The following is a 20,240-nucleotide window of genomic DNA, read 5'->3' as shown; positions in this document are numbered from 1 at the left end:
TGTTAGCAGTATCAGCACCTTTTATTTGATGCTGATACTTTTTGTCTTTTTAGACTCGACTTTCTCTAATGTAAGATAGAGTCTTCCATCTTCAAACTTTGCTTCGATTTTATCTCTGTCAATGTTGTCAGAGAGAACAAAGCTGCGTGAGATGACACCGAAGTTTGACTCACAAAGATAGTAGTCATCTTCTTTGACCTCATTTTTGTAACGTCTAAGAGCTGTTACAGTGAGGTAGTCATCTTCTATTTTCAATTCTATATCTTCTTTTTTAACACCTGGTAAATCAACCTCTATTGTAAAGGTGTCATTATCATGTTTTGCCAGGTTTGCCAGAGGCAGATGTGAAGCTACATTGTTAAATGTATCTTTTACAAGCTCTAAACCTTTTTCTACTTTATCTTCGACTTTTTCAGCGATCTCTTTTGATGTTTTTACGATATCCATAAAGCACCTCCTAAAATTTATTATTTAATCTCGATTTTTTTCGTACTCTCTTTAACGACTTTGAGTTTTGGAATGATAATCTCAAGCACACCATCTTCACTTTTTGCCTCAATCTTTTCTACATCGACTTTCTCCGGCAGTGTGAAGCTTCTTGAGAATGTACCATAAGAGCTCTCAACTCTGTAGTAATCTTCCTCTTTTACCTCTTCGCGTGTTTCACGCTTACCTTTGATAGTGAGAACATTTTTATCAACACTGATCTCAACATCCTCTTTTTTTACCCCTGGCAGGTCAACATCGATGTAGTAGGCATCATCACCTTCACGTGTATTTACTGCCGGAGTAAAATCAAAAACTTCATTTGATTCTTGTTCTTCAAATTGTTTAAAAAATTCATTAAATAGATCAAATCTTTCTCTTGTTGTTTGGTATGGACTTCTATATCTTGTTACTACCATGATATACTCCTTAAAATTGTATCTCTTAGTCTCTTGGACTAAATCTAGTGAAATAATAAAATATTTTATAAAGGAGTTTTGCTACTTAAGTAGCATTTGGGAGGCTTTTTCTTGCAGTTTTTTAAAATTTGTGATTTTGATGTTGCGTCGGCTGGTTTCGATGAGCTTATCAGCTTTAAGCTGTTTGAGTGTACGCTCAACGACATGACGCACAGTTCCTAGAAGTTTTGCAATCTCTGAGTTGGAGAGATTATGTAGGAGATTGTATTTAAAACGTTTGTTTGGATTGAGATTGTCCACAAGCAGATTAATAAGTCTGTCTTTTGTATCATAAAGTGATAAGTCGGTTGCCAACTCTTCAGTATGGCGCATTTGAGCAGCAAGATAAGGGAAAAACTTTTTATTGAAGGTGTGGTCGTTCTCAAGCCAGTAACGAACCCTCTTAATTGGCAACTGTAGTACTTTACAATCTTCTAACACCTCATAGATAACATCATGTGGTTTGTTGTCAAGCAGAGTGATAATATCAAACATATCTCCGCGTTTATAGATGAAAATGGTCTGTTCTTTGTTGGTCTCAAAATTAATTTGATAGGTTTTTATTCTGCCATCAACAACGATGTAAAAATACTCCATCAAATCATCAGGGAAAAATGGAGAGGCACCTTTTTCAAACTCTAAAGGTTTTGCATATTTATAAAACTCATTTTCAAAAGTTTGTGTTGTGTTGTTAAGCAGGTCTAATTGTTTTGGATTGTTTTGCATGCTATAATTGTAACATAAGTCGAGGAGTAAGGATATGTGGGACGGGGAGAAACTCTTTTTAAATTTTTTGGTTCTTATCTGTGCTGCTTTGTACTGGTTCACAACTTCACATTATATTCCTGCTGTTTTAGGATTTTTGATAGTCTTTTTATACTTCTTTGATGAGACCTTTGCTTTTATGACTTTGATACTTTCAGTACTTACTCTACTTCTGATGATTATTCTTCTTTTTATCGATTACTATTACTTTTCCAAAGGCGATGATTTCGCACAGTTTGGTTTTAGTGTACTTTATATGGGAGTACTCTATTTTAAATCAAAAAGCATTTTTGAAGCAAGCTAAATTTATTGCAAATTGTAAGATTTTTTAGTGAGTGAAGTTTTTTACACTACTATTTGAATTATTTTGAATGGTAGGAAGGTGATATGACTTTAGGAAAGTGTCCTTACTGTGAAGATGGCTTGATAGAGGTACGTGACAAAGAAGTACGAGGGAAGAAGGTAAAATTCTATGCCTGCTCGAATGCGCACTGGATGAGTGAGGATGGTGAGATGTATGAGCTCACGCAGGATGCAACTTGTGACTTTAGAATATGGCAAAATACACTCTCACGTTATGGAAAGTGGCTTTCTTACAAGGAGGTACGCTCTCTTTTGAGTGAAGGAGAGCTTGAAGTTGAGCTGGTCAGTAAAAAGTATGGTAAAAAGATTAACTATACAAAAACTGCAATCCTTAACCAAGAGTACGGAGTAAGCATAATTTGGGATTAATTTGGGTAAAATTAATTTTAAGTACCTTCCCATAAATAACCTCAATTTCAGAAGCTTAAAAAGAGGACTAATGTGAGGCAAAAATACGTAGGAGCTACTAGTAGCTTCAAGTGTTTTTAACGAAGCAATAGCCTTCTTTTTAAACTTCCCTTCGGGCAAAAAGCAAATAGCCCTATTGTGTCGTTAGATTCCTTTGGATTAACTTGTTAGTCCTGCAGAAATCTGCCTAGCACTAGAGCTATTTGCTTTTTTGCTGAAGTTGGGGTTATTTATGGGAAGGTACTTATGTTACAACAGTATCAAGAGGCTATAGAAAACAGTAATATTGTATCTAAAACCGATGTGAACGGCATCATCACTTTTGTCAATGATGAGTTTTGCAAAATTTCGGGCTATTCAAAAGAGGAGCTTCTTGGTAAAAACCACAATATCGTAAGACACCCCGATGTCCCCGCTTCGAAGTTCAAACTCCTTTGGCAGACGATCAAAGCCAAAAAGATCTACAAAAGCACTGTAAAAAACAGGGCAAAAAATGGTTCCACTTTTTATGTAAATACTACAGTAATCCCTATTTTAAATGAAAAAGGCGAGATTGAAGAGTTTATCGCCATTCGTTATGATGTAACACAAGAGATATTTTACAAGCACTCTTTGGAGAAAAAAGAGAGAGAACTTGAAGTTCTCAATATCGATCTTGAAAAGAGAGTAGAAGCAAAGACAAAAGAGTTAAAAGAGTTGAATGAGACCCTGGAGATGCGTGTTCAAGAGGAGATAAAAAAGAATGAAGAGAAGCAAAAGGTGATGTTCTGGCAATCACGTTTTGCCTCTTTGGGTGAGATGCTCGCAAATATTGCCCATCAATGGAGACAACCGCTTACAGAGCTTAACTTAACACTCTTTTCTCTCAAAAAAGCAGCATTCAATCAAGATATTGGTGAAGTGGAGATGCTTTATGATGAAAGTAAGGCACTGATAAAAAACATGTCCAATACAATAGAAGACTTTTCCAACTTCTTTAAGCCAGATAAAGGAAAACAGCACTTTATGCTGCGTGAGAGTATAGAAGAGGCACTCCATATCTTAAAAAGGGTTCTTAAAAAAGATATGATTCAAGTAAAGACAAGTTATGAAGATGTGAGTGTTTTGGGTATTACGAATGAGTTTACACAAGTTATAATAAATCTGCTGAAAAACTCTCGAGATGCTTTTGTAGAAAACGGAGTGCTTATTCGTGAGATAAAAATCGAAGTCTCTAAAGAGAATGGAAATGCTCTCATTATCGTCGAGGATAATGCAGGAGGTATCAAAGAAAAAGAGCGTTATAAGATATTTGAGCCCTATTTTACAACAAAGCACACTTCACAGGGAACAGGTCTGGGGCTCTTTATGTCCAAGATGATATGTGAAAAAGGGTTTAACGGCTCTTTGGATGTGAGCTCTAAAAAAGGGACAACACGCTTCACTATCAAGATACCGCTAGAGAGTGAAAATGAAAAATAAGTTTTTAAAGACTCTGCGTGTTTTACTTGTTGAAGATGAAACAAATCTCTCAAAACTCTTAAAGAATGCTATTGGTGATAATTTTTTTAAATTTTATGTTGCAAATGATGGACAAGAGGGGCTTGAACTTTTTAAAAAAATAACACCTGATATTGTTATTACAGATATCAATATGCCTAAAAAGAGTGGTTTAGAGATGGCAAAAGAGATAAAAGCGATTGAGAGCAGTGTACCCATCATCATCTTAAGTGCTTTTAGTGAGACAGAGAAACTTTTAAATGCCATCGATGTTGGGGTTGTGAAGTATCTCATCAAGCCCTTTGATCCCGATGAGCTTTTGGAGTACATTATCTCATTGGAAAAGCATTTTGGTATGCGTGAGATAGAGCTACGTGATGCATATATCTACAACAAAACGAAAAAAACACTCTATAAAAAGAACAGATATGTGCCACTGAGCAAAAAAGAGAAGCAGTTTTTGGAATTACTCTTGGAGTATTATGAAAAAGAGATATATGTTGTCAGTGATGCAATTATTAAAAAATCACTTTGGGAAGATGAAGTGAGTGATGACAGACTCAGAACCTTCATTCGAAGATTTCGAGCGAAAACATCCAAAGAGTTGATTAAAAATATAAAATCAGAAGGCTATCAGATAGTGATAGCCTAAAATTAGAAATTATTTTGTATAAAGATCAGTACCAGGATGATTCGGTTTAGAAATAGCTGGCTTTTTTACTGGTTTTGTATCATAGTGAACGATATTTTCAGCCTGTGCTGCAACGAATGCGAAAGTTAATGCTAATAAAATTTTTGTCATAGTTTTATCCTTGAAAGGTTTAGATTTTTTAAATAAGACAAAATTTGTCCGATTTAAGTTTCAGCGGAATAATAACCGATTTCTTCCAAAGAAATATTGATATATATCAAGAAATAAAACTTTTATCTCCAGATGATATTCAGTCTGCTTTTAATTGCTTTTTTATTAAATTCTAGCTCTGGTTTGCCTATATCTGCAATGTTCTCTTTTGTTTCTAAAAACTCTTGAATATAGTATGTTTTACTATAGCCTCTCTGTTCTAAGTCACTGATGATGAGGTTGATATCTGCAGGAGTTAAAAGGTCTGCATGAAGTGTTGTCCGTACTTCAAAGTCTATATTTGATGCAAGTAATAAATCAAGAGTTTTGGAAAATTCATGATATTTGCGTGAGTGGGTTATTTGGGTGAACTTTTCTTTTGGTGCTTTATAATCAAGAGCAACATAATCAAGAAGTTTTAGCTCAAGAAGCTCTTTGAAGTTGTCAAAATAGGTCCCATTAGTATCTAGTTTGATGGTAAAGCCCATCTTTTTTATCTTTTGACAAAACTCTACTAAATCATAAGCAGTTGCTTCACCACCTGAGAGCACAACGCCATCTAAAAGCGAGACTCTTGTCTGTAAAAAGTCAAGAGCCTCTTGCATCGTAATGGAGCCATTCTTTGCAAAGACTATCTCTTTGTTATAGCAGTAGTCACAATGCATATTGCATCCGCTAAACCAGATAATGGCAGCTAAATGGTCTGGATAGTCAAGATGCGTGAACTTTGTTATGTCATAGATGACTTTATCGTTCTCTAAACTGCACTCTTTGTTTATGCTCACCTGTTTTTCCTATATTAAAGCTCTCAACAGGTCTATGGTATCCCATCACACGGGTATAAACAATACATTTTTGTCTTTTGCTTTCAAGCAACATCAATATTTCTTCTTTGCTCATGATATCTCCTTAATTTTATTTCATAAAATGAAGCTACTTTTCATTTATTTTGTACGATGCCAGAAGTAATCCTGTCATCTACGCTAACGCTAGGTTCCCTTCAGCAGGGGGCTCACGCAACTTTGTTGCTTCTAGGTCTATGTTTGCATATTTTGCAAAAAGCTCTTCATCGCATTTTGGGCAGTACTCATGCTCTCCTGCAATGTATCCGTGTTTTGGACAGACGGAGAAGAGCGGTGTAATGGTAATATATGGCAGTCTGAAGTTTGAGATGACATTTTTGACAAGTTTACGACAGGCCTCTGTTGAGCTGACCTTTTCTTGCATATAGAGATGCAGTACTGTCCCGCCTGTGTATTTTGTCTGAAGTTCATCTTGAAGTTCCAATGCTTCAAAAGGGTCACTTGTATAATCAACAGGGATTTGCGATGAGTTAGTATAATAAATGTTCTCATCCATACCTGCTTGAATGATTTTTTCACCAAAACGTTTTTTATCCTCTTTGGCAAATCTGTAGGTTGTCCCCTCTGCAGGTGTTGCTTCAAGATTGTAAAGGTTTCCGGTTGCTTCTTGAAACTCTACCATGCGTGAGCGCATATGATTTAAAATCTCTATGGCAAACTCCATCCCTTTTATGGTCGTGATGTTCTCTTGCCCATCTGTAAAGTTAACTATCATCTCATTGATACCATTGACTCCAATGGTTGAGAAGTGGTTTTTAAATCCCGGAAGATAACGTTTTGTGTAAGGAAAAAGCCCTCTGTCATACATCTCTTGGATAAAAACACGTTTTTTCTCCAGCGTGGATTTTGCATGTTCCATCAACTCATCGAGTTTTGCGTAAAGGCTCTCTTTATTACCTTTGTGCAAAAAGCCAAGTCGTGCCATATTAAGTGTAACAACACCGATGCTTCCTGTCATCTCCGCACTGCCAAATAGACCACCACCACGTTTAAGAAGTTCTCTTAAATCTAGTTGTAGTCTACAGCACATACTGCGAACATGTCCGGGTTTGTATGCCTCTTCATTTTCTACTAAGTTACCGTTTTCATCACGTTTGTATTGGCTTCCTATGAAATTTTGAAAATAAGAAGAACCAATTTTTGCTGTATTTTCGAACAGCAGGTCAGTATTTTCACCATACCAGTCAAAATCTTCAGTGATATTGACGGTAGGTATAGGAAATGTAAAGGGTTGGCCGGTTTTATCCCCCTCTGTCATAACCTCATAGTAAGCTTTGTTTATCATATTCATCTCTTTTTGGAAATGTTTGTATGTCATATCTGTGAGAGAGTTAGCGCCTCTCTCTTGTGCTTTGAATCTTAGTGTGGCATCATCTATATCTTCAAAGAGATGTCTCTGCTTACTTGTCGGAATCTGATCTTTCAGGTCTGAAGGCACATTCCAATCGATTGTGATGTTTGTAAAAGGTGATTGTCCCCATCGTGCAGGAACGTTAAGGTTATATATGAAACTACGAATACTTTTCTTTACCTCCTTATATGAGAGCTGGTCTTTAAATAGATAAGGTGCTAAATAGGTGTCAAAAGAGGAAAAGGCCTGTGCTCCTGCCCATTCGCTTTGCAAAATTCCTAAAAAATTTGCCATTTGTCCAAGAGCTTCTCTAAAGTGCTTTGGAGCACTGCTCTCAACTCTTCCTCTCACACCGTTAAATCCCTCATCAAGAAGAACTCTCAGACTCCAGCCTGCACAGTATCCCGTGAGGCAGTCTAAGTCATGTATGTGATAGTCCCCATTTCTATGCGCATACCCTTCTTCTTTCGAGTAGATTTTATCTAGCCAATAATTTGCAATCACTTTTCCCGCAGTATTGTTTACAAGTCCTGCATTGGAGTAGCCTGTGTTTGAGTTTGCTTTGATTCTCCAGTCACTTCCATTTATATACTCCTCAATGGTCTGTGTAGAGTTGATGTAGGTAGTGTCATCATCCAAAAGGTTTTCACGCTGCATTTTATGCGTATGACGATAAATCATAAAGGAACGCATTACGTCAAAATATCTACCCTTATACAGCTCATACTCGATCAAATCCTGAACGTCTTCAACTGCAACAGCACGTTTATGGTCGAGTTTTTCCAAAACGTTGATAAAGATAGTTTCGTCATACGAAACATTTTCACTATCAAAGGCTTTTTTTATAGCATCTTCTATCTTGTATGAAAGAAACTGCTTGTAAGTGCCATCGCGTTTTAAAATGTACTCAACCATTTGCTAACTCCTAAAGTGATACCAGCAGTTTAATGCAAGTTGCGTTAAGGGGCAATAATAATTTTTGTCACTTTTGTGTCATTTTGAAAAGAGAATATTATAAGCTTAATAAAAGTTTTACATTTGTTTTGCTATAATCCCAATCCGCTTTGCTGTTTTAACAATGAAAAAGAGTGTTTCTACCTTTATATTATGTATAGAGTTAGAAGTATTGGCAAGCGAATATTATAAAAGATTCTTTGCCTAAAAACAGTAAAGACAACTAAGACAAGGACTTACGATGAAAGTAAGAGCTTCAGTAAAGAAAATGTGTGATGACTGTAAAGTTATTAAAAGAAGAGGTATTGTAAGAGTAATCTGCAAGAACCCTAAACATAAACAGAGACAAGGATAACCATGGCTCGTATTTCTGGTGTTGATTTACCTAAGAAAAAGAGAATAGAGTACGGTTTAACGTATATCTATGGTATTGGTCTTCATACTTCACGTCAAATTCTTGACGCTACAGGTATTGACTATAACAAAAGAGTTTTCGAACTCAATGAGGCTGATGTAGCTGCAATTACAAACGAAATCCGTGCTAACCATATGGTTGAGGGTGATTTACGTAAAAAAGTTGCAATGGACATTAAAGCATTAATGGATTTAGGAAACTACCGTGGTCTTCGTCACCGTCGTGGTCTTCCGGTTCGTGGACAAAAAACTAAGACAAATGCGCGTACTCGTAAGGGTAAACGTAAAACTGTCGGCGCAGCGTAAGGATTAAAGCATGGCAAAAAGAAAAGCTGTTAGAAAAAAAGTAGTAAAGAAAAATATCGCTCGTGGTATCGTTCATATTGCAGCATCATTTAACAACACATTAGTAACTATTACTGATGAGATGGGAAATATGATTGCTTGGAGTTCTGCTGGTAGCCTTGGTTTTAAAGGTTCTAAAAAATCTACTCCGTTTGCGGCGCAAGCAGCAGTTGAAGATGCAGTAGAAAAAGCAAAAGTACATGGTATCAAAGAGCTTGGTATCAAAGTACAAGGTCCTGGTTCTGGACGTGAGACAGCAGTTAAATCTGTTGGTGCTATCGAAGGAATCCGTGTTACATTCATGAAAGATGTTACACCATTACCACACAACGGTTGTCGCGCACCTAAGCGCCGTAGAGTTTAAGGAGATTACTGATGGCAAGATATAGAGGTCCAGTAGAAAAAATCGAAAGAAGATTTGGAGTAAGCCTTAACTTAAAAGGTGAGCGTCGTTTAGCAGGAAAATCTGCTTTAGAAAAGCGTCCATACGGTCCAGGGCAACATGGTCAACGTCGTAAAAAAGTTTCTGAGTACGGTTTACAACTTAATGAGAAACAAAAAGCGAAATTCATGTATGGTATTTCTGAAAAACAATTCCGTGCACTGTTCGTTGAAGCAAAACGCCGTGATGGAAATACAGGTACAAACCTTATTACACTTATCGAGCAGAGACTTGACAATGTAGTTTACAGAATGGGATTCGCATCTACTCGTAGATTCGCTCGTCAGCTTGTAACACATGGTCACATCTTAGTAGATGGTAAAAAACTAGATATTCCTTCTTACCGTGTTAAACCGGGTCAAAAGATAGAAGTGAAAGAAGCTAGTAAAAACAACAATCAAGTACAACGTGCTATTGAACTTACAAACCAAACAGGTCTTGCTCCATGGGTTGACATCGATGCTGAAAAAGTATTTGGTATCTTTACTCGTCTTCCAGAGCGTGAAGAAGTTGTTATTCCAGTTGAAGAACGTTTAATCGTTGAGCTTTACTCGAAATAATAATTAATAAAAAGGGCGTAAAAGAGATGAAAAAGATTAAAACTACACCACTTGCTCCTCAAGAGTTTGAGGTAGAACAAATTAGTGAGAATGAAGCTAACATTATGGCATATCCGTTTGAGACGGGTTATGCTATCTCTTTAGCTCATCCACTTCGCCGTTTTCTATTAAGTAGCTCAGTTGGCTATGCACCAATCGCTATTAAAATCGAGGGTGCTAAACATGAGTTTGACTCTGTTCGTGGTATGCTTGAAGATATTTCTGATTTTATATTAAATCTTAAAGAGATTCGTTTCAAACTGGGTAACGATGCAACAGAAGCAGAGATAAACTACAGCTTTGCAGGTCCATGTAACATTACTGGAGCTGATCTAAGAAATGATGAAGTTGAAGTGGTAACTCCAGAAGCTCCACTTGCTACATTAAATGAAGATTCAACGCTGAACTTTAGCATTAAAATTGCTCAAGGTATCGGATATGTTGCGAGTGAAGATACATATGAAGAGTTAGAAGATGGATATATCGCACTTGATGCTTACTTCACTCCGGTAAGAAGTGCTACATATAAAATTGAGAATGTACTTGTAGAGGACAACCCTAACTTTGAAAGAGTTGTTATGAACATCAAAACTGATGGTCAAATCTCTCCAATCGATGCATTTAGAAACTCTTTGGAAGTAATGTATGCACAATTAGCTGTATTTAATTCAGAGATTAGTATTAAAGCTCCAACTACTATTGAGAGAGTTGAAGAGTCACCAGACCTTAAAAAACTAACTACTAACATAGATAGTCTTGGTTTAAGTGCTCGTAGTTTTAACTGCCTTGATCGCTCAAATATTAAACTAATTGGTGAAATTGTACTTATGAGTACAAATGATCTCAAAAATGTAAAAAATCTTGGTAAAAAATCTTACGATGAAATCGTAGAAAAAGTTCAAGAGTTTGGTTTTACAGTTGGTGCTGATTTAGAAGATGATGTAGTAACTGCACTAAAAAAGAAAATTGAAGCAGCTTCTTAAGAAGCGCTAATTAAAGAGGAATAAGATATGAGACACCGTCATGGATATCGTAAACTAGGTCGTACAAGTGCTCACCGTAAGGCACTTTTAGCAAACCTTAGTATTTCGTTAATTGAACATGGTAAAATTGAGACTACTGCTGTAAAAGCTAAAGAGCTTCGCTCTTACGTTGAGAAGTTAATCACTACTGCTGGTAAGGGTGACTCTAACGCTCACAGAGCAGTATTTGCTGCGCTTCAAAACAAAGAAGCAACAAAAAAATTAGTAAACGAAATCGCTCCACAATATGTTGAGCGTACTGGTGGTTACACTAGAATTACTAAAACTCGTATTCGTCGTGGTGATGCTACACCAATGGCATTTATCGAACTAGTATAATCGACTAATTTCTTTATCAGGGCTTTTGCCTTGATAGTTACTTTCTTTAGAGTTATGACTCTAAACTTTCCACATTCTAAAATACTTTACAATCTAGGACTATATTATGAGTACTTTCGCATTTGGAACATATAGGGTCAGTGATGAAAATCTGCTACATATTGAAGCATTAAAAGAGGCCATTGAAGCAGGTGTAAGGCTTATTGATACCTCTACAAACTATAGTGATGGCGGAGCAGAACGTGCTATTGCCAAAGTAATGGCTTTATTTGAAGATGATATTCGAGATGAGATCAAGATAGTCTCAAAGTTTGGCTATATTCAAGGCTCAAACCTCACGCAACATAAAGAGACGCCTTTTGAAGATGTCGTGGAATATTCACCGACTTGTTATCACTCTATTGCAAAGTCTTTTTTACAAAGAGAACTCACGGAGTCTTTAAAACGTCTGCAACTCAATTCACTTGATTGTTATCTGATTCATAATCCTGAGTATTTTATCTACGAAGCACTTAAAAAAGAGATGCCGCGTGATGCAATGCTTGATACAATGTTTGAGAGAATCTATGAGGCCTTTGTAGGTTTAGAAGAGGAAGTAAAAGAGGGTAGAATAAACTCCTATGGAATCAGTTCAAACTCTTTTGCAAAAGCTGAGAGTGACCCTGAGTTTTTACCTTATGACGATTTAATTACACTTGCACAAAAGGCGGCACGTGCAGTGGGCAATGCTGAGCACAGTTTTACAACTGTTGAGCTGCCGATAAATCTTTTGGAGCGTGAAGGGTTGAAATGTGCTGCATGGGCAAAAAGAAACGGACTGAGAGTTCTTTCAAACAGACCGCTTAATGCTCAAAAAGATGGGTTAATGTATCGTTTGGCAGAGTATGATGAATCAAAAGATTACTACCATACGCTCAATGAGCTCTTAGAGATTTGCGATAACGAACAGCTCAGGCCTCTTTATAATCTGATAGAGCAGATGGATATGAATAAGCACAAGTTCGGTTTTATCGGAGAGTATGACTCTTTTTTAGTTTCACAGATACTGCCACACATTAAAAAGACGATAGAGAAAATACCCCAAGAGGTTTTAGATGTACTTTTGGAGTATATTGATAGATTCCTACGTGAGTATAGAGATATGGTAGCTTATGAGTCGTCAAAAATGACAAAAACAGCTCTTAAAAAGTATTTTGAAGGGTGTGAAGTGAAGATGCAGGAGTGTGCATTACGTTTTTTATTGGAAATTGACGATATAGAGAGTATAATAGTTGGTATGCGAAAGCCAAGTTATGTACAAGAGGTCATGGCTTTAAAAAGCTAGGTAAAAATATTTTTTATCACTTGTTAAGCGATATTGTCATATTTTATGATTATAATACCCAAGAATTTAAAGGATAAATTAAATGATCCCATTTACTGATGAAGAGCTTATGGAGCCAGTGAAACATGTTATTGACAAGGTTCGTCCGTCTTTAGCTCTTGATGGCGGAGACATCGACTTTATAACGGTCAAGAACGGCAATGTATATGTACAGTTAAAAGGTGCATGTATCGGATGTGCAAGTAGTGGTTCTACACTGAAGTATGGTGTTGAGAGACAGTTAAGAATGGATATTCACCCGGAACTTTGTGTCGTCAATGTTCCATTTGGAATGGAAAACGATATAGATAATTTATAAATTTTAAAAGTAAAGAAGAAGATGAGTACAATAAGCAAATATAAAATTTTATCACAAGCAAAAGAGAGTTTTTCCAAAGCAGACTATAAGAGTGCGTTGGAAAAATTCGCTGAAGTTTTGCAAAACTATCCAAATTCAAAAGAGGCCTATAATGGCGTAATTCTTTCAGAAATGGCTATGAGTGGTGAAACAGGTGCGGAGGCACTATTTGATTATTATGAGATATTAAAAGAAGAAGATAAAGAAGAAGCTGATGCAGTCATGGAAGAGATATTGCAAAATATGGACGGTACGCTTGACAAACTATCAGAAGCTTTTAATCAACCCTTGCGTGAGCGTATAGAGTTTGAAGATGGGATTTTATACAGTGATTTTAAAAAACTGCTTGACGAGGGAGCTGACTTTAAAGAGACTTTTGAAAACATCATGTTCTCTACACGTGTCATTATCACTGAAAAAGAGGATTTTGTAGACTTTTTAGATAAATTGATTGAGCATGGTTTTTCAGAGATGGCACTAACCTATTTGGAAAATGCACTGAGTATTTACCCTAGTGATAAACTCTTGGCAAAACTCTTAAAAAAACTTGCTCAAGGTAAAACTATTGAAAATTGAACTTCCAAATCAAGCTTATAAATATGTAACAGAGAATTCACAGGAGTGTGACAGCGAGACAGCTTTTGTTCTGACAACACAAAATGAAAAATATTTAGATGATGCAAAAGCACATAATGCACATTCCATTATTAAAATAGCAGATATTGCAGAGCTCTTTGGAGTCGATAAGATTAAAATCATCGGTATTACCGGTACCAACGGAAAAACAACAACAGCAAGTGCGATATACTCTTTTTTATTAGACCTTGGCTACAAAGCAGCTCTTCAAGGGACTCGTGGTCTCTTTATGAACGATGAAGTTGTTGAAGGCAAAAGTCTTACAACGCCTTCGGTTTTAAATACTTACAGACACATCTATCAGGCAGTAGAAGCGGGATGTGAGTATTTTATTATGGAAGTAAGCTCTCATGCAATCGTTCAAAAGAGAATCGAAGGGCTTGATTTTGAGCTGAAAATCCTTACAAACATCACACAGGACCACCTTGATTATCATAAAACACTTGGTGAATATATCTCTGTCAAGAACTCCTTTTTCCAAGATGAGAGCAAAAAACTTATCAATAAAGATGAAGAGAAGGCCTCGTTTAATATTAAAAATGCGTATACATATGGCATAGAAAATCCGGCTACTTATAGACTGATGGCATATTCACTCAATGACGGCAGCAGTGGAATCATCCAACATTTTCAAGAGATTGTTCCTTTTACGGCATCACTGCATGGTTTTTTTAATCTCTACAACTTGATGGCAGCCATAGCTGCAACACACCTTATAACGGACAAAAGTTTAGAAGAGGTTGCGGACGTTGTGGATAACTTCGCCGGTGTAAGTGGAAGAATGGAACAAGTCTGTGCTGCACCGAATGTTATTGTTGACTTTGCACATACTCCAGATGGTATGCAACAGGTTCTCAATGCGCTCAAAGAAAAAGAGTTGCTAGTTGTATTTGGTGCAGGTGGAGATAGAGACAGATTAAAACGTCCACTTATGGGCCGAGTAGCTGCAACATTGGCAAAAAAAGTCTATATTACGAGTGATAATCCTCGTCATGAAGACCCTGATGTAATCGTAGAAGATATACTAGAGGGTATCGAAGACAGAAGCAATGTTGTTGTAGAACTCAATCGTAAAAAGGCCATTGAGATGGCACTTGATGAACAAGAGGGCGATGAGGTTGTCGTCATTCTTGGAAAAGGGGATGAGAACTATCAAATTATTTATGATGAGAAATTACCTTTTGACGATAGGGAAGTTGTAAGAGAACTTCTCAATATTTAAGTATACAAAAAGTCAATATTATTAAAATCTAAAGTTTATACCGACATAACCAATATTTAAGTGTGATGAAGGTGTGAGTGTAGAGTTAAGATCAAGCTTTTGATAGGAGATATTTTTATACTCATATGCAAGTTCTAGATCAAAATGCTCGCTGATTGGGATGAAAAAGCCAGCTCCTAAATTAAATGAACCATAGGTAAGTGAACCGTTATGTAGATCTGCAGGAGTCTCAAGATACCCTCCTCCAAATCCTGCTTTAAGGTAAGGGTTGACATAGATACCAAAGTCCCATGCTTTTAAAAGCTCTACATTAAAACCATATTTTTTCCCATCGTTGGAGTCGAAGATACGAGAATTATTGTCTACATAATCAAATGATAGTTCAACTGCATAGGCTTTTCTGTCTCCATATCCTACTTTAATCTGTGCAGCATTATTGTCAATCGTCCAGTCATCTTCACCATAAGTGATTGTTTCACTATTGTATGCATAACCGGCACCAAAATAGATTTTTGACTCGGCATTGAGCAGTGAAGTGATAAGCAGTAAAAGCAGTATAATTTTTTTCAAAATAGTTGTCCCAAATTTTTTCAAAATTATATCTTAAAAATATGAACTTATTTAGTGATGTTAGAAAATAGGCTGATATTTTTGATATAATTGCACAAAAATTTTAAGGATAATTTCTATGGGAATTCCACAACCGGCATTTTATATTTTCAAATGTGAGCAGTCAGCTCCTCCAGGTATGCCAAAACCATCATGTGTTACACCACAAACTCAAGACCTTTTTCAATATCTTGCACAAAAATTGATGCAAGAGGGAATCATGGGTACAGTTCAACCGATTCGTACTTCATGTATGAACCGTTGTCAAATGGGACCAGTTATGCTTGTTGAGCCAGGTCATACAATGTATGCAGGATTAACTAAAGAAAAAATTGATAAAATAGTACAAGAGCATATCCTAGGCGGAAACGTTGTTGAAGAGTTTGTAATTGACTCTGAGATGTGGGATGAGCCAATTAGCCCGGCTGATATGAAAAAACAGATGGGAATGTAGGAAAAATAATGACAATAGAGATGTTGTACAGCAAAATCCATCGAGCTACTGTGACAGATGCCAACTTGAACTATGTTGGCTCTATTACGATAGATGAGGAGCTTTTAGAGGCTTCCAAGATGCGAGTTGGACAAAAAGTAGAGATACTTAACATCAACAATGGTGAAAGATTTTCTACTTACATTATCCTTGGTGAGCGTGGAAAGCGTGATATCTGTCTTAACGGAGCAGCTGCGCGTAAAGTTCACAAAGGTGACAAAGTCATCATTGTTGCCTATGCTACATATGATGAGAAAGAGCTTGAAACATACAAGCCGACTGTTGTTTTACTTAATGATGAGAACAACATTGACGAAGTTCTAGAGAGTATCTAATGTTTGGGGATATGGGTGATTTAAGTAAAATGCTGCAAGGCTTTGAAGAAAATGCCCAAAAGCTCAAAGATGAACTTGCAAGCAAAACTTTTTCTGTTAAGAGTGGCGGTGGTATGATAGAGCTTACACTTAACGGTAACGGTGAAGTCATTGATTTAAACATCGATGATGAACTTTTAAGTGATAAAGAGTCTCTACAGATTCTGCTTATCGGTGCGATTAATGATGCAAACAAGATGGTTCAACAAAACCAACAGCAAAGTGCTCTTGGCATGCTAGGTGGTATGGGCTCGTTTGGTGGAGCAAAGTAGGTGTTTTTTCGCCTCTTTGTTCTTGCTTCTCTTCTTTTTATAAATCTATACGCCTGTAAAGGCGGTTATGCTGCCTGTGTGGCAAAAGTAAAAGATTCTCACGCAATACAAAACAATACTTTACAAATCCCTCTTAAAAAAAGTACAAGACTGCTTTATACACATAGTAAACCAGATGCAAAAATTTTAAAATATGACCCTTTTCTCTCACTTTATCTCATAGAGGACCCAAAACCTTTTGCATACCCTTTTGATATCAATATGCGCTTGCAACTAGGCACTGCAATGGTGACAGACAAAAGCTCACGTGAGGGAAAATTTATTGAAAATCAGATAGGACTGAACACTTTGGCACGTTACAGTGAACCACTGCTGATTCCATCACTGCTTACGAGTTCTTGCTGTTCACTCGAAGGTGTAGTAACTTCTCGTGACATCATCCAAAAAGAGTATCTTAAACATTTTATAGATGCAAAAAAGAGTGAATATGGTGATATTGGTATTCGTGTGAAAAACGAGAAAGGCTCTGTTATTGTCACTGCAAGTGATCCGTTTTTTGAACACAATCCTTTTCAAGTGGGTGACTGCATAGTAGTTTTTGATGGAAGAAAAGTAAAAGCAGCCTCAACACTGATGCGTATGATTCTTTTTAGTAAAAGAGGTGTGAAACACAAAGTAAAAGTAAAAAGAGGTAATCAATATCTTACCTATATAGTCACAACAAAAAAACGCTATGGTGGCGGTGAACTCAGTGATACATTTTTAGAATCACGGGGGCTTTATTTTGACAGAGCACTCCGACTGATAAGCATAGAGAAAAAGTTCAAAGGCTATGGCATCAAAAAAGGTGACAGACTCATTCAAATCAACGGTGTGAAGATAAAAAGCCAAAAAGAGTTGCGTGAGTATCTTCAAAAAGCCAAAGACTACTCTTCTTTACTTTTTGAGCGTAACGGCTTCCAGTTTTTTGTAAATATTAAGTAGAAAAAAAGTACAATTTCACATGCAAAACTTCGAGCAATTTTTATTAGATAATTTACCACAGTCAAAGAGTATTCACCCGACCTATGAGAGTGCCCTGCACAATATGCTCGAAGCTGGCGGAAAGCGTTTTCGTCCTGCACTGCTTTTAGGCGTTGTCAAAGCCTATAATCCTCTGATGATTGAGTCTGCCTATCATGCGGCATATGCAATAGAACTGTTGCATACTTACTCCCTTATCCATGATGATCTGCCGGCAATGGATGATTCACCTCTGCGCCGTGGACATCCAACACTCCATGTCACTTATGATGAGGTAACGGCAATACTCGTTGGTGATGCGCTTAATACCTACTCTTTTGAACTGCTGAGCAATGCTCCTTTTTCAGATGAGATAAAAGTAAATCTCATCCGTGAGCTCGCACAAAACGGTGGTCTTAACGGTATGGTACTAGGTCAGGCAATAGACTGTTATTTTGAGAACAAGCCTTTGGCTCTTGAAGATATAAAAACACTCCATACAAACAAAACTGCCAAGCTTATAGCTGCGGCATTGAAGATGGGTGCACTCATTGTTGAGCGTGAGAATGAAGCAGATGAGCTTTATGATTTTGGTATAAAACTTGGTCTGCTTTTTCAGATTCAAGATGACATACTCGATGTAACACAAAGCTCTGAAGAGGCAGGCAAACTGACAAACAATGATGAAGAGAAGAACTCTTTTGTAACGATTTTAGGTTTAGATGAGGCTCTGCGTGAGGCGAATCTTTTAGCAGATGAATTAACAAAAAGTATGCAGAGTTTTGATGAGAGCCTACAGCGTGAGCTCTCACCAATACTTACAAAGTACATTAATAGACATAAAAACTAAGGATAGATGATGAGTGATAATGCAATGCGTCAAAAGATGGCAAACAGTATAAGATTTTTAGCAGCGGACATGGTTCAAAAGGCAAATTCAGGTCACCCGGGTGCACCTATGGGACTTGCAGATATTGCAGTGGTTTTAAGTGAGCATTTAAAGCACAATCCTAAAAACCCATCATGGTTAAATCGTGACAGACTTGTATTTTCAGGTGGACATGCAACAGGTCTTATCTACTCACTCTACTATCTTTGGGGATACGGTTTAGAGATTGAAGATCTTAAAAACTTCAGACAGCTCGATTCACTGACACCGGGACACCCGGAATTTGGACATACTGCAGGTGTTGAGATCACAACTGGACCACTTGGTCAGGGTGTGGCAAATGCGGTTGGTTTTTCAATGGCTTCAAAATTTATGGGCGCACAGGTAAACAGCGAGACTGCAAAACTCATTGACCATCACGTTTATTGTCTTTGTGGGGATGGTGACTTGGAAGAGGGCATCAGTTATGAAGCATGTTCTATCGCAGGGCACAATAAGCTTGATAACCTCATTCTTATCTATGACTCAAACCGCATAACTATTGAGGGAAATACTGACCTTTCAATTTCAGAAGATATCAGAGGCAGATTTGAATCTCAAGGCTGGGAAGTTTTAGAGTGTAATGGACATGATTATGACGAGATTGATGCGACTATCACGCAGGCAAAAAAAGCTGACCGTCCTGTAATTATCATCGCAAATACTATCATCGCAAAAGGTGCAGGTCCACTAGAAGGAAGCCATCACTCACATGGAGCACCGCTTGGTGAAGATGTTATCGCTGATGCAAAACGAGGAGCTGGATTTGACCCTGAGAAAAAATTCTTTGTGCCTGAAGATGTAATGGCGCGTTTCCGTTGTGCTATAGAAGCAGGGGACTTGGCAGAGCGTGAGTGGATTCACTCACTTAAAACTGCACCGCTGATGGAGCAAAATGAAGCTTTAGAGGCACTCCTTAACCATGACTTCTCACGCATTCAGTGGCCTGAATTTGACAAAGCGGATGCGACAAGAAACACAAATGGAAAGATTTTAAATGCTATTGCAAAAGCAATTCCTGCATTTATTGGTGGTTCAGCAGACCTTAGTCCATCGAACAAAACATTTTTAAATGATATGGGTGTATTTCCAAAAGGAAAAAACATCTACTTTGGTATCCGTGAGCATGCGATGGCTTCCATCGCCAATGCAATGGCACTTTATGGGCCATTAATGCCATTTACTTCGACATTCTTTGTCTTCTCAGATTACCTTAAACCTGCAGCACGTATTGCAGCACTTACGGGTATTCAGCAGTTCTTTATCTGGACGCACGACTCTATCGGTGTTGGTGAAGATGGACCAACACACCAGCCTATCGAGCATCTTTCACAATTCCGTGCACTGCCTAACTTCTATGTATGGAGACCGGCTGATGGACGTGAGAATGTAGAGGCTTGGAAAAAAGCATTGACAATGGAAAAATCTCCATCTGCTTTTGTCTGTTCACGTCAAGGTTTGGCTGTTTTACCTGATGCTGTTACAGGTGAGGCAAGCCGTGGCGGATATCTTCTAAGCGCTGATGATAATGCAGAAATCACTCTTATGGCTTCAGGAAGTGAAGTGGAACTTGCACTCAAAACAAAAGAAGTTTTAAATGCAAAAGGCAAAAAAGTAAATGTTGTTTCTGTACCGTGTTATGACCTCTTTATTGAGCAAGATAAGGCTTACATCGACTCTATCATTAAGGCTGAAACGAAAAAAGTAGCGATTGAAGCTGCTCGTGGATTAGAGTGGTACCGTTTTGCTGATGAGGTTATCGGGATGGATACATTCGGTGCTTCAGCTCCAGCGGCACAACTTTTTGAAAAATTTGGCTTTACTGCTGAGAAAATAGCACAAAAAATATAAAAT

General features: G+C 37.4%; 28 protein-coding genes. 20 read left to right on the top strand and 8 right to left on the bottom strand.

Annotated elements, in window-relative coordinates; genetic code table 11:
- Window positions 1-21: 21 nt before the first annotated feature.
- The 3 genes from ES948_RS04455 to ES948_RS04445 form a co-directional block, all read right to left on the bottom strand.
- Window positions 22-447, bottom strand: coding sequence for an Hsp20/alpha crystallin family protein (locus ES948_RS04455; RefSeq protein WP_152183735.1), 426 nt, complete (start codon window positions 445-447; stop codon window positions 22-24).
- 20 nt (window positions 448-467) lie between these two features.
- Window positions 468-905 carry an Hsp20/alpha crystallin family protein gene (locus ES948_RS04450; protein WP_152183734.1) on the bottom strand — a complete coding sequence of 146 codons (438 nt, stop codon included), beginning with the start codon at window positions 903-905 and terminating at the stop codon, window positions 468-470.
- A gap of 81 nt (window positions 906-986) precedes the next feature.
- Entirely contained in the window at window positions 987-1,670 is a 684-nt protein-coding gene (locus ES948_RS04445; RefSeq protein ID WP_152183733.1) for a Crp/Fnr family transcriptional regulator, read from the bottom strand.
- 34 nt (window positions 1,671-1,704) lie between these two features.
- Here ES948_RS04445 and ES948_RS04440 point away from each other — a divergent pair, with 34 nt between their 5' ends.
- From ES948_RS04440 to ES948_RS04425, 4 genes are all read left to right on the top strand, one after another.
- Window positions 1,705-2,013, top strand: coding sequence for a hypothetical protein (locus ES948_RS04440; protein WP_152183732.1), 309 nt, complete (start codon window positions 1,705-1,707; stop codon window positions 2,011-2,013).
- An 83-nt stretch (window positions 2,014-2,096) separates the two neighbouring features.
- Entirely contained in the window at window positions 2,097-2,441 is a 345-nt protein-coding gene (locus ES948_RS04435) for a hypothetical protein (RefSeq protein ID WP_152183731.1), read from the top strand.
- Window positions 2,442-2,726: 285 nt separating this feature from the next.
- The gene (locus tag ES948_RS04430; protein WP_152183730.1) at window positions 2,727-3,941 is read left to right on the top strand and encodes a PAS domain-containing sensor histidine kinase; all 1,215 of its coding nucleotides are present in this window, start codon (window positions 2,727-2,729) and stop codon (window positions 3,939-3,941) included.
- Complete coding sequence (locus ES948_RS04425) at window positions 3,931-4,611, top strand: response regulator transcription factor (protein WP_152183729.1); 681 nt, start codon at window positions 3,931-3,933, stop codon at window positions 4,609-4,611. The genes ES948_RS04430 and ES948_RS04425 overlap by 11 nt, the downstream gene beginning before the upstream one ends.
- A 9-nt stretch (window positions 4,612-4,620) precedes the next feature.
- Here the strand turns inward: ES948_RS04425 and ES948_RS10840 are convergent, their stop codons facing one another.
- The 4 genes from ES948_RS10840 to ES948_RS04410 all read right to left on the bottom strand — a co-directional run bounded on the left by ES948_RS10840 (window position 4,621) and on the right by ES948_RS04410 (window position 7,929).
- Window positions 4,621-4,761: a hypothetical protein gene (locus ES948_RS10840; RefSeq protein WP_188109449.1), complete on the bottom strand. Its 141-nt coding sequence runs from the start codon at window positions 4,759-4,761 to the stop codon at window positions 4,621-4,623.
- 122 nt (window positions 4,762-4,883) lie between these two features.
- The gene (locus tag ES948_RS04420; RefSeq protein WP_152183728.1) at window positions 4,884-5,585 is read right to left on the bottom strand and encodes an anaerobic ribonucleoside-triphosphate reductase activating protein; all 702 of its coding nucleotides are present in this window, start codon (window positions 5,583-5,585) and stop codon (window positions 4,884-4,886) included.
- Window positions 5,548-5,700, bottom strand: a complete 153-nt coding sequence (nrdD, locus tag ES948_RS04415) for an anaerobic ribonucleoside-triphosphate reductase (protein WP_152183727.1) — start codon at window positions 5,698-5,700, stop codon at window positions 5,548-5,550. The genes ES948_RS04420 and nrdD overlap by 38 nt, the downstream gene beginning before the upstream one ends.
- Window positions 5,701-5,778: 78 nt before the next feature.
- A complete protein-coding gene (locus ES948_RS04410) occupies window positions 5,779-7,929 on the bottom strand; it encodes a ribonucleoside triphosphate reductase (protein ID WP_152183726.1) in 2,151 nt (716 codons plus the stop codon).
- Window positions 7,930-8,209: 280 nt separating this feature from the next.
- Here ES948_RS04410 and rpmJ point away from each other — a divergent pair, with 280 nt between their 5' ends.
- From rpmJ to ES948_RS04360, 10 genes are all read left to right on the top strand, one after another.
- A complete protein-coding gene (gene rpmJ, locus ES948_RS04405) occupies window positions 8,210-8,323 on the top strand; it encodes a 50S ribosomal protein L36 (protein ID WP_041675103.1) in 114 nt (37 codons plus the stop codon).
- Between the two features lie 2 nt (window positions 8,324-8,325).
- The gene (gene rpsM / locus ES948_RS04400; protein WP_152183725.1) at window positions 8,326-8,688 is read left to right on the top strand and encodes a 30S ribosomal protein S13; all 363 of its coding nucleotides are present in this window, start codon (window positions 8,326-8,328) and stop codon (window positions 8,686-8,688) included.
- 10 nt (window positions 8,689-8,698) lie between these two features.
- Window positions 8,699-9,091 carry a 30S ribosomal protein S11 gene (rpsK, locus tag ES948_RS04395; RefSeq protein ID WP_152183724.1) on the top strand — a complete coding sequence of 131 codons (393 nt, stop codon included), beginning with the start codon at window positions 8,699-8,701 and terminating at the stop codon, window positions 9,089-9,091.
- An 11-nt stretch (window positions 9,092-9,102) separates the two neighbouring features.
- Window positions 9,103-9,729 (top strand): 30S ribosomal protein S4, encoded by a 627-nt coding sequence (gene rpsD / locus ES948_RS04390; RefSeq protein WP_152183723.1) that lies wholly within the window; start codon window positions 9,103-9,105, stop codon window positions 9,727-9,729.
- 26 nt (window positions 9,730-9,755) lie between these two features.
- Window positions 9,756-10,751 carry a DNA-directed RNA polymerase subunit alpha gene (locus tag ES948_RS04385; protein ID WP_152183722.1) on the top strand — a complete coding sequence of 332 codons (996 nt, stop codon included), beginning with the start codon at window positions 9,756-9,758 and terminating at the stop codon, window positions 10,749-10,751.
- A 27-nt stretch (window positions 10,752-10,778) separates the two neighbouring features.
- Window positions 10,779-11,129, top strand: a complete 351-nt coding sequence (gene rplQ / locus ES948_RS04380; RefSeq protein WP_152183721.1) for a 50S ribosomal protein L17 — start codon at window positions 10,779-10,781, stop codon at window positions 11,127-11,129.
- 106 nt (window positions 11,130-11,235) lie between these two features.
- A complete protein-coding gene (locus tag ES948_RS04375) occupies window positions 11,236-12,453 on the top strand; it encodes an aldo/keto reductase (protein ID WP_152183720.1) in 1,218 nt (405 codons plus the stop codon).
- 82 nt (window positions 12,454-12,535) lie between these two features.
- Window positions 12,536-12,811 (top strand): NifU family protein, encoded by a 276-nt coding sequence (locus ES948_RS04370; protein ID WP_152183719.1) that lies wholly within the window; start codon window positions 12,536-12,538, stop codon window positions 12,809-12,811.
- A 21-nt stretch (window positions 12,812-12,832) separates the two neighbouring features.
- Entirely contained in the window at window positions 12,833-13,426 is a 594-nt protein-coding gene (locus ES948_RS04365) for a hypothetical protein (protein WP_152183718.1), read from the top strand.
- Entirely contained in the window at window positions 13,416-14,708 is a 1,293-nt protein-coding gene (locus ES948_RS04360) for a UDP-N-acetylmuramoyl-L-alanyl-D-glutamate--2,6-diaminopimelate ligase (protein WP_152183717.1), read from the top strand. Before ES948_RS04365 ends, ES948_RS04360 begins: the two co-directional genes overlap by 11 nt.
- A gap of 21 nt (window positions 14,709-14,729) precedes the next feature.
- Here ES948_RS04360 and ES948_RS04355 read toward each other — a convergent pair whose 3' ends face one another.
- Window positions 14,730-15,278, bottom strand: coding sequence for an outer membrane protein (locus tag ES948_RS04355; protein WP_152183716.1), 549 nt, complete (start codon window positions 15,276-15,278; stop codon window positions 14,730-14,732).
- Between the two features lie 118 nt (window positions 15,279-15,396).
- Here ES948_RS04355 and ES948_RS04350 point away from each other — a divergent pair, with 118 nt between their 5' ends.
- The 6 genes from ES948_RS04350 to tkt are packed head-to-tail and all read left to right on the top strand — an operon-like array spanning window position 15,397 to window position 20,237.
- Window positions 15,397-15,771, top strand: a complete 375-nt coding sequence (locus tag ES948_RS04350; protein WP_152183715.1) for a (2Fe-2S) ferredoxin domain-containing protein — start codon at window positions 15,397-15,399, stop codon at window positions 15,769-15,771.
- Between the two features lie 8 nt (window positions 15,772-15,779).
- Window positions 15,780-16,145, top strand: a complete 366-nt coding sequence (gene panD, locus ES948_RS04345; protein WP_152183714.1) for an aspartate 1-decarboxylase — start codon at window positions 15,780-15,782, stop codon at window positions 16,143-16,145.
- Window positions 16,145-16,456, top strand: coding sequence for a YbaB/EbfC family nucleoid-associated protein (locus tag ES948_RS04340; protein WP_152183713.1), 312 nt, complete (start codon window positions 16,145-16,147; stop codon window positions 16,454-16,456). The genes panD and ES948_RS04340 overlap by 1 nt, the downstream gene beginning before the upstream one ends.
- Window positions 16,457-17,440 (top strand): DUF7488 domain-containing protein, encoded by a 984-nt coding sequence (locus tag ES948_RS04335; protein ID WP_152183712.1) that lies wholly within the window; start codon window positions 16,457-16,459, stop codon window positions 17,438-17,440.
- A 19-nt stretch (window positions 17,441-17,459) separates the two neighbouring features.
- Window positions 17,460-18,308: a polyprenyl synthetase family protein gene (locus ES948_RS04330; protein ID WP_152183711.1), complete on the top strand. Its 849-nt coding sequence runs from the start codon at window positions 17,460-17,462 to the stop codon at window positions 18,306-18,308.
- Window positions 18,309-18,317: 9 nt separating this feature from the next.
- Window positions 18,318-20,237 (top strand): transketolase, encoded by a 1,920-nt coding sequence (gene tkt, locus ES948_RS04325; protein WP_152183710.1) that lies wholly within the window; start codon window positions 18,318-18,320, stop codon window positions 20,235-20,237.
- Window positions 20,238-20,240 lie beyond the last annotated feature (3 nt).

The organism is Sulfurimonas indica (assembly GCF_009192995.1).
Classification (GTDB): Bacteria; Campylobacterota; Campylobacteria; order Campylobacterales; family Sulfurimonadaceae; genus Sulfurimonas; species Sulfurimonas indica.
The sequence above is the reverse complement of the archived record's forward strand: the minus strand, read 5'-3'. Positions and strand labels throughout refer to the sequence as shown.

Excerpts from the sequence above, each read along its gene's own strand:
- ES948_RS04455 (WP_152183735.1), bottom strand. The coding sequence starts at position 447 with ATGGATATCGTAAAAACATCAAAAGAGATCGCTGAAAAAGTCGAAGAT.
- ES948_RS04450 (WP_152183734.1), bottom strand. The coding sequence starts at position 905 with ATGGTAGTAACAAGATATAGAAGTCCATACCAAACAACAAGAGAAAGA.
- ES948_RS04445 (WP_152183733.1), bottom strand. The coding sequence starts at position 1,670 with ATGCAAAACAATCCAAAACAATTAGACCTGCTTAACAACACAACACAA.
- ES948_RS04440 (WP_152183732.1), top strand. The coding sequence starts at position 1,705 with ATGTGGGACGGGGAGAAACTCTTTTTAAATTTTTTGGTTCTTATCTGT.
- ES948_RS04435 (WP_152183731.1), top strand. The coding sequence starts at position 2,097 with ATGACTTTAGGAAAGTGTCCTTACTGTGAAGATGGCTTGATAGAGGTA.
- ES948_RS04430 (WP_152183730.1), top strand. The coding sequence starts at position 2,727 with ATGTTACAACAGTATCAAGAGGCTATAGAAAACAGTAATATTGTATCT.
- ES948_RS04425 (WP_152183729.1), top strand. The coding sequence starts at position 3,931 with ATGAAAAATAAGTTTTTAAAGACTCTGCGTGTTTTACTTGTTGAAGAT.
- ES948_RS10840 (WP_188109449.1), bottom strand. The coding sequence starts at position 4,761 with ATGACAAAAATTTTATTAGCATTAACTTTCGCATTCGTTGCAGCACAG.
- nrdD (WP_152183727.1), bottom strand. The coding sequence starts at position 5,700 with ATGAGCAAAGAAGAAATATTGATGTTGCTTGAAAGCAAAAGACAAAAA.
- ES948_RS04410 (WP_152183726.1), bottom strand. The coding sequence starts at position 7,929 with ATGGTTGAGTACATTTTAAAACGCGATGGCACTTACAAGCAGTTTCTT.
- rpmJ (WP_041675103.1), top strand. The coding sequence starts at position 8,210 with ATGAAAGTAAGAGCTTCAGTAAAGAAAATGTGTGATGACTGTAAAGTT.
- rpsM (WP_152183725.1), top strand. The coding sequence starts at position 8,326 with ATGGCTCGTATTTCTGGTGTTGATTTACCTAAGAAAAAGAGAATAGAG.
- rpsK (WP_152183724.1), top strand. The coding sequence starts at position 8,699 with ATGGCAAAAAGAAAAGCTGTTAGAAAAAAAGTAGTAAAGAAAAATATC.
- rpsD (WP_152183723.1), top strand. The coding sequence starts at position 9,103 with ATGGCAAGATATAGAGGTCCAGTAGAAAAAATCGAAAGAAGATTTGGA.
- ES948_RS04385 (WP_152183722.1), top strand. The coding sequence starts at position 9,756 with ATGAAAAAGATTAAAACTACACCACTTGCTCCTCAAGAGTTTGAGGTA.
- rplQ (WP_152183721.1), top strand. The coding sequence starts at position 10,779 with ATGAGACACCGTCATGGATATCGTAAACTAGGTCGTACAAGTGCTCAC.
- ES948_RS04375 (WP_152183720.1), top strand. The coding sequence starts at position 11,236 with ATGAGTACTTTCGCATTTGGAACATATAGGGTCAGTGATGAAAATCTG.
- ES948_RS04370 (WP_152183719.1), top strand. The coding sequence starts at position 12,536 with ATGATCCCATTTACTGATGAAGAGCTTATGGAGCCAGTGAAACATGTT.
- ES948_RS04365 (WP_152183718.1), top strand. The coding sequence starts at position 12,833 with ATGAGTACAATAAGCAAATATAAAATTTTATCACAAGCAAAAGAGAGT.
- ES948_RS04350 (WP_152183715.1), top strand. The coding sequence starts at position 15,397 with ATGGGAATTCCACAACCGGCATTTTATATTTTCAAATGTGAGCAGTCA.
- panD (WP_152183714.1), top strand. The coding sequence starts at position 15,780 with ATGACAATAGAGATGTTGTACAGCAAAATCCATCGAGCTACTGTGACA.
- ES948_RS04340 (WP_152183713.1), top strand. The coding sequence starts at position 16,145 with ATGTTTGGGGATATGGGTGATTTAAGTAAAATGCTGCAAGGCTTTGAA.
- ES948_RS04330 (WP_152183711.1), top strand. The coding sequence starts at position 17,460 with ATGCAAAACTTCGAGCAATTTTTATTAGATAATTTACCACAGTCAAAG.
- tkt (WP_152183710.1), top strand. The coding sequence starts at position 18,318 with ATGAGTGATAATGCAATGCGTCAAAAGATGGCAAACAGTATAAGATTT.